Raw genomic sequence first — 13,809 nt, 5'->3', positions numbered from 1 at the left:
CACCGACTACATCCCCAGTTCAGTCAGCGTTTGCTGCACGGCCTCGGCAGGTAGGGGGACATAACCATCCTTCTTCACCAAGTCCTGACCTTGGTGCGACAAAATAAAACGAATAAACTCACTCTCAAGCGGCGGCAATGGCCGCTCTGGGTGTTTATTTACATAGACATACAGATAACGCGCTAATGGGTACCGGCCACTGGCTGCGTTCTCTATGGTCGGGGCAATGTAATCACTCCCTTTGCGGGCGATGGGTAGCGCACGGATCCCGGTGGTCTGGTAACCCACACCTGAGTAGCCGATAGAATTAAGCGATGTCGATACAGACTGTACGACCGAGGCCGAGCCCGGCTGCTCGTTGACGTTATTGCGAAAGTCCCCTTGGCACAGGGCTTTTTGCTTGAAATAGCCATAGGTGCCGGAGACCGAGTTTCGGCCGAAGAGCTGGATCCCCCGCGTTTCCCAACTGCCAGTTAGCCCCAATTGTCCCCAGCGGGTGATCGATTGGTTACCGCCACAGCGCAAGGTTTGCGAAAAAATGGCATCAAGTTGAGTAAAGTCGAGTCCTTGCAACGGATTATCCTCGTTGACAAACACTGCCAACGCATCGATGGCAACTCGGATCTCCGTTGGCTTGTAACCGTATTCCTGTTCAAAGGCCGCGATTTCCCTCGCTTTCATCCGCCGGCTCATCGGCCCGAACTGGGCGGTTGCCTCAATCAAAGCAGTCGGTGCCGTTGACGACCCTGCCGCCTGCACCTGAATATTCACACTCGGATAGGTGCGCTTGAATTCTTCCGACCAGTAGGTCATCAAATTGGCAAAGGTATCCGAACCCACCGAGGATAAATTACCGGAGATCCCTTTCACCTTTTCGTAATGAGGCAACGGGCTATGATCAGCATGAGCGGGGACTGCTGCGACAAGGGCAGACAGAGACAAAACAAGAGTGATTGCTATTTTCTGCCATCGGCTAATGGCTTGCCATATCCGGTTAATCATTCGGTTATTGTAACTCCATAAAACGACAACAGCGGCCCTTAGGCCGCTGAATACTTTATCATGTTTCACCGCCAATTCGGCGTGTTTTGTACTTATGCCGCGTGTGCAATCAAGCGCTGTGGCAAAGTAAATGCGAATGTACTGCCGACATCCACTTCACTCTCGATCTCAAGGTGTGAATCATGGTGGCTCAAGGCATGCTTAACAATCGCCAAGCCTAATCCACTTCCTCCGGTTTCACGTGACCGTGCCTTATCAACCCGGTAGAAACGCTCGGTCAGACGGTGTATATGCTGCGGCTCGATACCCTGCCCTTGGTCAGTGACTTCCAGTCTCGGACCTGCCGACGTCAGGAACCAACGCACCTTCACTTCCGCATCCGGCGGCGTATGCTTAACCGCATTGTAGACCAAGTTGGAAATCGCACTGCGCAGTTGGTCTTCATCACCCAAGACTTTGAGCGAAGGATCCACTTCAAAGGTAAACAGCTGCTCTTTACCGCCGCTGAGCGAAATGGCCTCTTTTTCCAATACATCCAGCATTGCCGGAACATCAATGGTCTCTTCGAGTTCGATGTTCGGTGCCGCCTCGATCTTCGACAAGGTCAACAGCTGCTCAACCAAGGAATTCATCCGGGTCAGCTGCTCGGTCATCACCCCATGAGCTTTATCCCACATCGGGCCCACCAGCATGTCTGGATCTTTCGACATTTCCAGATAGCCTTGTAGCACGGTCATTGGTGTTCTCAGCTCGTGAGATACGTTAGCAAAGAAATTGCGGCGCATACCTTCAAGCTGCTTCACCTGAGAAACATCCCGCACCACCATCAGGTATTCCCCTTCGGTGTAGTGCATGATCCGTAGTTCAAGAGTACGGTCGTAGTTGAATGGCGATGTAATTTCGAGCGGAACCTCAAAAGATTGCTTGCTCAGGTAACGGACGAAATCCGGGCTCCGGAGCAAGTTACTGATCGGTTGGCCGGCATCATCCGGCCAACGAAAACCAAGCAGGTGCTGGGCAAGCTTGTTGCACCACACAATGTTCCCTTCGCTGCGAAAGACAACAACAGCATCAGGAAGGGATTCCGCACCGTTTCTAAAGCGGCGGATCAAGGTTGCCAGCTCTTTGCGACGACGCCGGTTACGTTGCTGCAAACGGTAAATACCATTGAAAAGAGGCTCCCAGCTGCCCGATCCCGAAGGAGGCGTCAGACTCCGCTCTTTCCATAACCAGTTGGACATCTTCAGCAAATTATGAAAATGCCAAATCAACTGGATCCATGTTGCGACCAGCAAAAACCAGGGCATATAACCAAATACCCACCCCAGTGCGATCCAAGGCAAGTAGAAAAAGAGTAGTTCCCAGACTAACTTTTTCCACGAAAGCCGCTCTACCATTTATAACTCCGTCACCACGTTACCCGCAGTGCGCCTGCTTAATTGTTACGACTAAAACTAAACTCGGGTCGAGAAACGGTAACCCGCTCCACGCACCGTCTGAACCAATTTATCGTGACCGCCAGTCTCTAATGCCTTACGCAAACGACGGATGTGAACATCAACGGTTCGGTCTTCAACATACACGTTGGTACCCCAAACGTTGTTCAGCAGCTGCTCGCGGCTGTATACACGCTCTTGGTGAGTCATGAAGAAGTGAAGCATCTTGAACTCGGTTGGCCCCATATCCAATGGCTGTTCGTTAGAGGTCACGCGGTGGGATACCGGGTCAAGCTTCAGGCCCTGAACGTCAATCACGTCATCAAGAGATGTCGGTGAAACGCGGCGCATTACCGCCTTCAGGCGTGCCATCAACTCTTTGGGTGAAAATGGTTTGGTGATGTAATCATCCGCACCTACTTCCAGACCACGTACCTTATCTTCTTCCTCGCCACGGGCTGTCAACATGACAACCGGGATCTGACGAGTCATTTCATCACGCTTCAAGTGCTTGATAAGATTAATTCCTGAACCACCTGGCAACATCCAATCGAGCAAAATCAGCTCGGGATAAGGTTCGCACAGTTTCTCAAGCGCCATGTCATAATCTTCGGCTTCAACAGCCTGATATCCCTTCTGCTCAAGAACGAAGCAAAGCATCTCGCGAATTGGAGCTTCATCCTCTACAACAAGAATCCGTCTTACCATCGTAGTCAATACCTATTAATTGCTGTCTTTCGAGCGCCATTATGTGTGTTTAGTATGACACTTTTGTGACTTTCATGGAGAAATACGTAGCTGAACGTATATCATACTGTCATATAGCACTTAGTAGCACCTAACTGCAACATATTGATAAAAAACATGATTAGGACTGCTTCACGTTCAATAAGCAAACGGCCCACGCATCAACCCCTCACTGTGATCTGGCTCCGGCCTCCTCCTTGCGCCTCCACAGCAACCTGTACACCAATACGTTCAACCAGAGTCCCGACATGGGAAATAACCCCGATCTGACGCCCATCGGCCTGCAAGGCATCCAAGCAGGCCAGTGCCATTTCCAGACTATCAGGATCGAGGGTACCGAACCCTTCATCAATAAACAGCGAGCCAAGCTGGCGGGTATCTGCCGCCAGTGACGCCAGTGCCAGTGCGAGAGCCAGTGACACCAGGAAGCTTTCACCGCCGGATAACGACTCCACGCTACGCACTTCATCGCCCATATCATGGTCAATTACCTGGAGCGCCAACGGGCTGCCCGGAACAGGTTGCAAGGCATAGCGCGGTGCCAAATCATGTAAATGTTCATTGGCCAGCACCACCAGTTGCTGCAGGGTCAACCCCTGTGCCAAGGTACGAAACTTATTGCCCGTCGCCGAGCCGATCAGCTCATTCATCTGGAGCCACAGCTCGGTAGTAGCTTGCTGGCCTTTGAGTTGCTCGGTCAGCGCCCCCGACTGCTGCTCGGCTTGCTCAGCCTGCGCCAGACGCTGTCGGCCTTGGAAGATTTGCTCATCCAACGCTGCCTTCTCCGTTTCCCACCCCGAAACAATCGGTGAGGCAACAGGCTCTGCCACGTCACTCTGATCTGGTTGAATGCCGCAATCATCAATATCGATGCTATGTGCAGTCAGCCATTGCTGGGCGATAGCCAACACCGGGTGATGTTCGACCACAGCCAGCTCTCTCTCGGACAATACCGTGTTCGCCGCGGCCAGCGCTTGCTCCAGCTGCTTCAGGGCTTCACGCTCTTGCGCTAGCCATCCTTCGTTGTGAGCCAGTAAGGCTGTCAGTGCCTCATCGGTCAGATCAAACTGCGTCAGCCATTGCGTCCACTGCGCTTGCTGCTCAATTAACGCCTGCGTGGCATCACCATGCTGTTGTTGCATCGCTTTCAAGGCGGCATCTGCCGCCGCCATGGCTTCACCCGATTGGCGCTGCTGTTGCTGGGCATGATCCAAGGCTAGCTGCTGGTTATGAATGGCCTGCTTATGCAGGTTTTCAACCGCCGGAAGATCCTGCTCGCCAATGAGGGCGACACGTTGCTGCCACAGTTGTGCTTTCTCCTTGGTCAGCAACGTCATTGCCGCCGTGATTTCGATACTACGCTGCTCCGTATTACGCAGCGCCGTTTGTGCTTCAGCCAGTTGCGGTGCCAACAGCCCCAGCTGTTTTTCTGCCTCAGCCAGTGCGGTTTGATTGGCCGAAAACTGCTGGATCTGGGTATGGAGCTGGGTAAAGAAAGCTTCTTCCCCGACACTTTTCAGCTGCACTAACCACGCATCATTACCATACTGGCCATTCAGTGCCTCTGCGCGCGCCGTCAAGATCTCCGTTTGAGTTGCTTGCTGCTGCTCTAGCGACTGCTGGCGGGATTGCCACTGTGTCGTTTTTTGGACATGGCCATGCAGCTGTTCGGCAAGCTGGCTCTGGGCCTGTTGTAACTGCTGCCACTGTCGCTCCAGCTGGCGCCCTTGATCAATACGGCGCTGACGATCTTCACCGGCTTGTTGCAGCTGCTTCAAGGCAACATCCATCTGTGCAACATCCGCTTGCCACTGTTCCAGCAGCGCTGCCAACTCAGCCAGATCCGCTTCAACCGTTAACGCCGAAGCGGTTTGCTCCGAAACCACGGTCTGGCATAGGGTGGCAAAGGCCGGCTCGTATTGCTGGTAGAGCTGCGCAATCTGCAGATCCAGTGACTGGCACTCAGCTTCTAGTGCTAACAATCGAGGCTGCTCGGTTGTCTGAAGCTGCTGCAGTTGGGTAATGAGTGCTTCCGTTGCCTGCTTCTGCGCCGCTAACTCTGTCACTCGCATTTGCTGGGTCTGCAACAGGCCTTCCACCACCGGATTGTCGGTGGCATAGGGGTGTTCAAGCGAGCCACACAATGGACAGGCTTCGCCGTCTTTTAATTCGTCTCGGTAGTCGTCAAGCTGCATCACTGCACGGCTTTGCTGCAGCATGCCTTCGGCTTCTTGGTGCTGTATCGACAAGGTTGCAAGCTGTGGTACCAAGGTAGCCAAACGCTGCGTAGCATCAGCAACACGTTGGGTGGTGTCTTGCCATTCCCTGTGGGCCTTACCTTGCTGAGTCAGAAGCGATTGCCATTCTTTCGCACCAGAGATGCCTTGGCGCAAGGTATCACGCCACTGTTGCTTGTCTGCGTAATGTACCCGCTCTTGGGTCTGCTGTACTTCCAGGGCCACGACATCAAGACTCTGGCGTTGTGCCTCGCACGCCTGCAGCTGCTGTTGCAGATCTTTAGCCTGTTGATCCAGCGTGACTTTAGCCTGGGCATGAACCTGTAATTCATGTCCGATCTGTTGCTGCTCTTTACGCAAATCACCATTGGTCCGGTGCGCGGCAAGATAGCGTTTCACATTGTCTTCGACTGATGAGGCCTGCTCAGCCAAACGTTTTACATCGGGATGCTGCGTAAAATAGACCTGTAACTGTTCGACTTGCTGCTGGTAGCGCTGTTGCGCGTGTTGCAGCTTCGTCACGAGCTGCTGCTGTTCTTGCTGGGTATGACGATGCTGCTGGCATTGCCCGTCGAGCTCACGCCACTGATCGTGTAACCCCGATATTTTCTGGTCCCACTTGGCAGCATCTTTTAACTTAGGCTCAACAGCCTGCCACTGTTGTTCCACGTCTTTGAGCGCACTTCTCGCTGCCACCATCTGCTGCTCAGCTATCTGATGGCCCTGGGTTTTTGTCGCCAATGCCGCTATCGCAGCCGTTAAGCTATCAGTGACTTTTTTGAGCTGTGTCTGCGCTTGATTCAACAATGAATAATCGCGCTGAGCGGGCTGTACCTGCTCAATCAGGGTCAATTGCGTATAACGTGGCGCCGCTTCGGCTTTTTGCTGGCTCGCTTCGGCAGACTGGCTTTGCGCCTGTTCGACACGTGCCGCCAACATGGTCGCCGTCTGCAATGTCTGCTTATGCTGCTTGAACGCTTGCAGCTGGCTATCGAGCCGCTCCACCTGCTGTTTCAAGGTTGCCACCTGGCTCAGCAAAGCATGCTTTTCTTCATCAGAGAGCAACGCAATATCGCCCAGCTTGTCTTGCAACTGCGTTAAGGCTAGCTTCTCTTCGCGGGCACGTTCATACGCGGCAACCGAGAGTTGGCCGTAAATTTCCCCTCCGGTCATGCGCTCCAGTAAAGCGGCACGATCATCCGCGCCCGCTTTGAGGAAGGCCGCAAATTCTCCTTGCGGGAGCATGACAGCACGACGAAACTGCTCGAAGGTCAAACCAATCAAACGCTCTATTTCGGCTTGAAGCTCTTGCTTTTTGCCTGCAAAACGTTGGCCGGTATCAATATTTTCCAACCACTGCTCAGCAGCCTGTACGCGGCCTTCTGCCCGGCCCCGCGCACGACGGACATGCCAATGTGCCCGCCAATGGCTACCGTCATTGGCGACAAAGTCGACTTCCGTGTAAGCCTCAGCTTTACCGCGCGATAAAATGCTACGCACATCGTTGGCTTTGATCCGGCTGCTGTCACCGTCACGGCCAATTTCGGCATCGTTTTTCTTGTTGGATTGCAACCGGGGTATACGGTCGTACAGGGCAAGGCAAATGGCATCAAGCAGGGTCGATTTCCCGGCTCCGGTTTTACCGGTAATGGCAAACAGGCCAGCTTCACCTAGCCGTCCCCCCGCAAAATCAATCTCAAAATGGCTCTGCAGGCTCGCCAAGTTTTCACCACGTAAGGCTAGAATTTTCATTGTTTTTCTCCCTCACGTGACGCGCTATCACGATCATTACCCGCCTCATCCTCAACCTGAATCAATAGCTGCTCAAAAGCCGTTGCCATCGCCGCATCCGGCTCTCCGTTATATTTTTTCGCCCAACTCAGCGCAAACACTTGCTCAGGGGATACCTCCGATAAACGACGGTGGTTCAAGCCATCCCGCTGCTCTTGCTGCTGATAGTGCGGGGTGATTTTGGCTAAGCGTACCGCTTTGCCTTCAATCGCCAGCATGACTTTTTCACGCAGTAACGCCTGAGGCTTATCAAGCAGCACATGCACTTCCAAGAAAGATTGCTGCTCAAGCGGTACGTCTTCAACTTCCAACGCCTCAAGTTCCGCCAACACCACGTCCAACGAGGCAGGCTTAGCCGGCACTTTGAGCATATCAACCACACGGGGGATCAATAACGGCTCAATTGACGTGACCTGCTGACCGTCGAAGTCAACCAATACGACTTGGTGCTTATAGCGGCGTTCAGACATCGACAGCGGTAACGGCGAGCCGCTGTAGCGAATGTGGTCCTGTTTGGTCACCATCTGCGCCAGGTGCAAATGCCCCAGCGCGACATAGTGAATATCGTCGGCAAAAATAGTGGCCGGCAAGGCATGTTGGTTACCACCGAGTACCCGGCGTTCAGACATCTCCGACAATTTGCCCGATGCCATGTAAGCGTGACCCATTCCGATCAAGGCTTGATCCGGTTGCTGTAACCGACGTGCGGCATCGCTCACCTCGCCATACAGGGTTTCGACGCCTTTAATCAGGCGGTCATCATCTTCATCCAACTCTTCGGTGCGAAGGTCGGCACTGCGCAAGAAAGGCACCGCCAACACCCACGCGGCTTGCTCACCCGCCTTGTTGGTCAACGGGACCAGCATCCGCTCGGTATCCAGCTCTCCATCAGGCAGGCGATGAACACCACCCACGATATGTAAGTCAAACGCCTTAAGTAGCTCATGCGGGGCATCGAGTTTACTTGGCGAGTCGTGGTTGCCACCAATCATCACCACGTTCAAGGCTGGCATACTTTTCGCCATCCGTGCCAAGAAGCGGTACAGCATTCGCCAGGCACTCGCCGGAGGGTTGGCGGTATCAAAAATATCACCCGCAACCAGCAGGGCATCGACCTGCTCTTGCTCAAGGGTTTGCGCCAACCAGTCAAGAAATGCCTGATGCTCAAAATCGCGGTTGTAGCCGTGCAGCTGGTGACCCAGATGCCAATCGGAGGTATGGAGGATCTTCATTGCTGTCGATATGCCGTTCTGGAAAAACTGTTCAAGATTGTACCGCACTTTATGATTAGCCCAAGCAGCAGAGCACGAAAACTTAAGACAAAAGCCAACCAATGCAATAAGATTGACAGCCAAATGCACAACCAAGGATTTGTAACAGCCATGATGTGGTTTAAAAACGTACTTACCTATCGCTTCAGCCGCGAGATCGACCTCAATCCTGACCAACTGGAAAAGCAGCTTGAAGAATTCCGGTTCACCCCTTGTGGTAGCCAGGATCAGCAAAAATTTGGTTGGGTTCATGCTCTGGGTAAGCACGGCGATATGTTCACCCATGTGATTGGTGACAACATCCTGATTTGTGCGCGAAAAGAAGAAAAAATGCTGCCAGCGTCAGTGATCAAAGAAACACTGAATGAGAAGGTGGAAGCCCAAGAGCTTGAACAAGGCCGCAAGCTGAAGAAAAGCGAAAAAGACACCATCAAAGATGAAATCGTGATGGATCTGCTACCTCGCGCCTTCAGCCGCAAGAGCCAAACCTACGCGCTGATTATGCCAAAAGAAGGCTATGTCTTGGTTGATGCAGGTAGCTTCAAAAAAGCCGAGGATATGCTGGCACTGCTGCGTAAATCTATCGGTAGTCTGCCTGTTATTCCGGTAACCCCAGAGAAGCCTGCAGAGCTGACCATGACCGAGTGGGTTCGTTCAAACACTTCTCCAGACGGTTTCACTATCGGTGAGGAAGCCGAACTAAAAGCAATTTTGGAAGACGGTGGAGTGATCCGCTGTAAGCAGCAGGACTTGTCGAGCGATGAAATCATGGCCCACATCGAAGCCGATAAGCTGGTGACCAAGTTGTCTATCAACTGGCAGGACCGCATTGATTTCGTCCTGGGTGACGACCTGTCGATAAAGCGCCTGAAGTTCTCTGACGAGCTGAAAGATCAAAATGAAGACATCGACCGTGACGAGATGGCTGTGCGTATTGATGCCGATCTTTCTCTGATGGCTGGTGAATTTTCTGCTTTCCTACCGAACCTGTTCGAAGTGCTTGGCGGCCTTGAAGCCAAAGCCTAACAGGCGGTATTGAGTATCGTGGCACTAAGCATCTTGGTGCCACCCTTTTCCTTTGCTGTGCTTAACCTTTCCTCCAGCTTGTCACGCTCTCTCTTTTCTTGCCTGTTTACACCAGCAAACAATGAATACTTCCCCCTGTTTACAGGGTTAGCATTGCTATTGAGGGGTAGATCACAGTAAAATCCCGCCTCAACTCCGTATCCCCCTGCGATACGGCCTGATTTGCAATCAGACACTGGAATATAAGAGCTATGTTTAAACCTGAATTGTTATCGCCTGCGGGCAGCCTGAAGAACATGCGTTACGCATTCGCCTATGGTGCAGATGCTGTCTATGCCGGCCAACCACGTTACAGCCTTCGTGTTCGTAACAACGAGTTCAACCACGAGAACCTGAAAATCGGTATCGACGAAGCTCATGCTCAAGGCAAAAAGCTTTACGTGGTATGTAACATTCAGCCACATAACTCCAAACTGAAAACCTTCATCCGCGATTTGAAACCTATCGTGGAAATGGGCCCTGACGCACTTATCATGTCAGATCCTGGCCTTATCATGATGGTTCGCGAAAACTTCCCAGAGATGCCGATCCACCTATCCGTTCAGGCTAATGCTGTTAACTGGGCAACGGTGAAGTTCTGGTCAACCCAAGGCGTCGAGCGTGTCATCCTTTCTCGTGAGCTTTCTCTAGAAGAAATCGAAGAGATCCGTGAACACTGCCCGGAAACCGAGCTGGAAATTTTCGTTCACGGCGCGCTATGCATGGCATACTCTGGCCGTTGTTTGCTATCTGGCTACATCAACAAGCGTGACCCTAACCAGGGTACGTGTACCAATGCTTGCCGCTGGGAATACAAGACTGAGAAAGCTACTGAAAACGATGCCGGTCAGATTGTCGAAGTACAAAATGCCGCGGTTCAAGTACAAGAAGCCGAAGAGCGCCCAGACAATACGCTTGGTCTTGGCAAGCCTACTGACGAAGTCGTACTGTTAAGTGAAGCGCACCGTCCAGAAGAAAAAATGGCAGCGTTCGAAGACGAGCACGGCACCTACATCATGAACTCGAAAGATCTGCGCGCGATCCAGCACGTTGAGCGTTTGACCAAGATGGGTGTTCACTCACTGAAAATCGAAGGCCGTACTAAATCATTCTACTACTGTGCACGTACTGCGCAGGTTTACCGTAAAGCGATTGATGACGCGGTTGCCGGCAAGCCATTTGACGAAAGCTTGATGGGTACCCTGGAGAGCCTGGCTCACCGCGGTTACACCGAAGGCTTCCTGCGCCGCCACACACACGATGCTTACCAGAACTATGACTATGGCTACTCAATTTCTGACAGCCAACAGTTCGTGGGTGAATTCACCGGCAAACGCCGTGGTGACTTGGCCGAAGTCGAAGTGAAGAACAAATTCATCGTTGGTGACAGCCTAGAAGTCATGACCCCGCAGGGCAACGTGATCTTCACCCTTGAAGCGATGGAGAACCGCAAGTCTGAAGTGATTGACGATGCCAAAGGTAACGGCCACTTCGTGTTCATCCCTGTCCCGCAAGACATGGATCTAGAGTACGGTTTGCTAATGCGTAACCTAAACTCAGGTGAGAACACCCGTAACCCACACGCACCTAAAGACGGTAAATAATCGCCATGGCGTTATTGATCACCAAAAAGTGCATAAACTGTGACATGTGTGATCCCGAGTGTCCAAACGAGGCGATCGTCATGGGGGCCGAAATCTACGAAATCGACCCGGACAAATGCACCGAGTGTAAAGGACACTACGACAAGCCAACTTGCCAGTCGGTATGTCCTATCACCAACTGTATCATTACCGATCCTGACAACGTCGAAACAGACGAGGCTCTGTTCGAGAAATTTGTCACCCTGCAGGGATTGGCTTAACAAAAAAAGCGCCGTAGGGCGCTTTTTTTTTGTATCAGCATTCAGGCTAATTAGTCTCAACCGGTGTGCGCAGTAAAGCCAAGCATTGTGCCGGCGGGACAAGCTTCGGTTTAGGTTTTTTCTTCACCTTAGCGACTTTTTCTTTCTTCCCCTTTGGCTTTGGTTTCCAAGAAACAAGCTCCGCGCCGCATCCATCTCCTGCCGGCGGTGAAGATTGGGGTTTGCAGTTACTGTCACCATCAGGGCAATGGAGCCGGACATGGAAATGGTAATAATGCCCCCACCACGGCCTGACTTTTTGCAGCCATACCCGGTCGGTCCACTCCCGCTGGCATAACTGCTCTTTGATCACCGGATGGACAAATATCCGTGCGACGCGCTTGTCGGCGGCTGCCAACTGCACCATCAACGCTTGCTTATCGCTCCAGTTTTTCTTGTTGATCTTGTACTGCTTGATGTGCACCATCGGTAACGGCTGGACATCAATCAACTCTGCCTCGTTAAGCGGACGCTCACCGAGCTTGAGCCAAATATCCGCGTCGAGCCCGGTCTGGTGACTGGCATGGCCTGACGAAAAACGGCCGCCACGTGGCATCGCAATATCGCCGACCAACAATTGGCCAAGCTCTAGCTGATGGACACTCTTCGACAGATCATGCAGGAAGCGGATCATCGACTCATGACCATAAAACCGCCCCCGCTGGGAGCGCATCACCTGATAGCCATCTCCCGCCAATGGCAGAGGTTCAGCCCCAGCCAAACAACCATTATTGTAAGTACCGATAGACTCCGACTGACCCAATGTCGGTGCTTTCACTTTTTCCCATGGACTGGCAACGACCGGCATACCCAATGTCATCCCCAACAACAGGGCAAAAAAACACCTCATGCCTACCTGCTCCTTTTGTCACTTTTTTAACAACATACCTTTGAGCATAGCAAGCAACAAAAAAGCTGCCCGCAGGCAGCTTGATCATTATTTCATTTGCTGATCCAAATTCAATATGGTCAGGGCATTACTGACGCTGGTTGCCAACACATCGACAACACCAGAGCGCAATGCGCCGAGCAGAGCCAACGCCTTGCTGTTCTCCGCAGCCGTTACCACCACGGTCGGTATATGCCTGAGCTCCTCCATACTGAGCCCAATCACCCTGTCGCTCATCATGGTATCGGCACGTCGGCCTTGGCTATCGAAAAAGTCGTAGCCAGCTATATCGCCAACCACGCCTTTGCGGATCCTCGCCTCGACAATTTCCTGCGGGGTAAACCAGCCAAGCTTAACCATATGACTGTTTTCATTCATATCCCCGACACCGACCAAGGCCACATCAGCTCGGCGAGCGCGGTCAAGGGTCTCCTTCACCGTACCATTTTTCATGAAGGCTTCCCTTACCGTAATATCTTCCACGTAAGCCGGTGCATAGAGAGTTTCACTGATCCCATCGTACTTCTTTGCCAACAAACGGCAGATATGGTCAGCATTAATCGCATTACCTGAGCGATGGGTACCACCAATACCCGAAACAAAGCGGCACTTACGGTGGGGAACCACCCCCACATGACTCGCAATTGAGGCAATGTTGCGCCCCTGCCCCACGGTCACCACCATATCATCGGTCAATATCGAGGACAGGTAACTCGATACCAAGCTAGCCACTTGCTGGCGCTGGCTTTCATCATCAGGCTGATCAAGGGCAATCAACGCGCGCTTCAAGTTGAAGCGCTCAACCAGCTGCTGCTCCAGCTTCTCACTGAACACAGGGTGATACTTCACGGTAATTTCTACCACTCCCTCATCCCTGGCACGGCGGAGCAAGCGGCCGACTTTGGCTCTCGACATCCCGAACATCTTGGAAATTTCTTCCTGCGTTGCCCCATCCTGATAATAAGCGATGGCTATCTCGGTAAGCTTGTCGCTGTCAACGTGGGAGGTGTCATTCTGGGGCGCTGTCATGGCCATACCTTTGTTACAAAGAGGGTTTAAACTAAAGGGCTATTTTAGCCGTTATCGGAAAAGACAGCGAGTACCAACCCCAGACAGCCCACCGAAATGAGACTTTACGCCTTAGTCCTGCTTGGGCTTAGTATAAGTGGCGGAACGGCCGGGCTTGCGTTCAAGCGGGACTCATTCGACCGAAGGGCGAACCCTTGTAAATAAAGTGGCGGAGCGGCCGGGCTGGCGCTCCAGCGGGACTCATTCGCCTGCAAGGCGAACCTATCCGTCAGATGCAAAAAAGCCCCGCTATTTCTAGCGAGGCTTCTTAATAAGTGGCGGAGCGGACGGGACTCGAACCCGCGACCCCCGGCGTGACAGGCCGGTATTCTAACCAACTGAACTACCGCTCCACACTATTCTGTGTGCCAAACAAAGTCTTACTATTTATGCTTTGTTT

At 52.5% G+C, this 13,809-nt stretch carries 10 protein-coding genes and 1 tRNA gene; 3 read left to right on the top strand and 8 right to left on the bottom strand.

Features of this window, described 5'->3' with window-relative positions; all coding sequences use genetic code 11:
- Window positions 1–6: 6 nt before the first annotated feature.
- From C9I99_RS19455 to C9I99_RS19435, 5 genes are all read right to left on the bottom strand, one after another.
- On the bottom strand, window positions 7–1,002 hold the full coding sequence (locus C9I99_RS19455; RefSeq protein WP_107350500.1) for a PstS family phosphate ABC transporter substrate-binding protein: 996 nt from the start codon (window positions 1,000–1,002) through the stop codon (window positions 7–9).
- Between the two features lie 92 nt (window positions 1,003–1,094).
- The gene (gene phoR / locus C9I99_RS19450; RefSeq protein ID WP_107350499.1) at window positions 1,095–2,399 is read right to left on the bottom strand and encodes a phosphate regulon sensor histidine kinase PhoR; all 1,305 of its coding nucleotides are present in this window, start codon (window positions 2,397–2,399) and stop codon (window positions 1,095–1,097) included.
- Between the two features lie 57 nt (window positions 2,400–2,456).
- Entirely contained in the window at window positions 2,457–3,146 is a 690-nt protein-coding gene (gene phoB / locus C9I99_RS19445; protein WP_107350498.1) for a phosphate regulon transcriptional regulator PhoB, read from the bottom strand.
- 200 nt (window positions 3,147–3,346) lie between these two features.
- The gene (locus tag C9I99_RS19440; RefSeq protein ID WP_107350497.1) at window positions 3,347–7,174 is read right to left on the bottom strand and encodes an AAA family ATPase; all 3,828 of its coding nucleotides are present in this window, start codon (window positions 7,172–7,174) and stop codon (window positions 3,347–3,349) included.
- Window positions 7,171–8,445: an exonuclease SbcCD subunit D C-terminal domain-containing protein gene (locus C9I99_RS19435; protein ID WP_107350496.1), complete on the bottom strand. Its 1,275-nt coding sequence runs from the start codon at window positions 8,443–8,445 to the stop codon at window positions 7,171–7,173. The genes C9I99_RS19440 and C9I99_RS19435 overlap by 4 nt, the downstream gene beginning before the upstream one ends.
- 153 nt (window positions 8,446–8,598) lie before the next feature.
- On the opposite strand from C9I99_RS19435, the gene rdgC reads away from it, so the two are divergent.
- The 3 genes from rdgC (at window position 8,599) to C9I99_RS19415 (ending at window position 11,413) form a co-directional block, all read left to right on the top strand.
- The gene (gene rdgC, locus C9I99_RS19430; protein ID WP_208113437.1) at window positions 8,599–9,510 is read left to right on the top strand and encodes a recombination-associated protein RdgC; all 912 of its coding nucleotides are present in this window, start codon (window positions 8,599–8,601) and stop codon (window positions 9,508–9,510) included.
- A gap of 251 nt (window positions 9,511–9,761) precedes the next feature.
- Window positions 9,762–11,153, top strand: coding sequence for a prephenate-dependent tRNA uridine(34) hydroxylase TrhP (gene trhP, locus C9I99_RS19420; RefSeq protein ID WP_107350494.1), 1,392 nt, complete (start codon window positions 9,762–9,764; stop codon window positions 11,151–11,153).
- A 5-nt stretch (window positions 11,154–11,158) separates the two neighbouring features.
- Complete coding sequence (locus tag C9I99_RS19415) at window positions 11,159–11,413, top strand: YfhL family 4Fe-4S dicluster ferredoxin (RefSeq protein ID WP_107350493.1); 255 nt, start codon at window positions 11,159–11,161, stop codon at window positions 11,411–11,413.
- A gap of 46 nt (window positions 11,414–11,459) precedes the next feature.
- On the opposite strand, the gene mepA is transcribed toward C9I99_RS19415, so the two are convergent.
- From mepA to C9I99_RS19400, 3 genes are all read right to left on the bottom strand, one after another.
- On the bottom strand, window positions 11,460–12,302 hold the full coding sequence (gene mepA / locus C9I99_RS19410) for a penicillin-insensitive murein endopeptidase (protein WP_107350492.1): 843 nt from the start codon (window positions 12,300–12,302) through the stop codon (window positions 11,460–11,462).
- Window positions 12,303–12,389: 87 nt separating this feature from the next.
- The gene (locus C9I99_RS19405) at window positions 12,390–13,370 is read right to left on the bottom strand and encodes a sugar-binding transcriptional regulator (protein ID WP_107350491.1); all 981 of its coding nucleotides are present in this window, start codon (window positions 13,368–13,370) and stop codon (window positions 12,390–12,392) included.
- 315 nt (window positions 13,371–13,685) lie between these two features.
- Window positions 13,686–13,762: transfer RNA gene (locus tag C9I99_RS19400), tRNA-Asp, on the bottom strand.
- Window positions 13,763–13,809 lie beyond the last annotated feature (47 nt).

The organism is Photobacterium lutimaris, assembly GCF_003025555.1.
In the GTDB taxonomy this organism is placed as follows: domain Bacteria; phylum Pseudomonadota; class Gammaproteobacteria; order Enterobacterales; family Vibrionaceae; genus Photobacterium; species Photobacterium lutimaris.
This window is presented reverse-complemented; position numbering and strand designations above follow the sequence as displayed.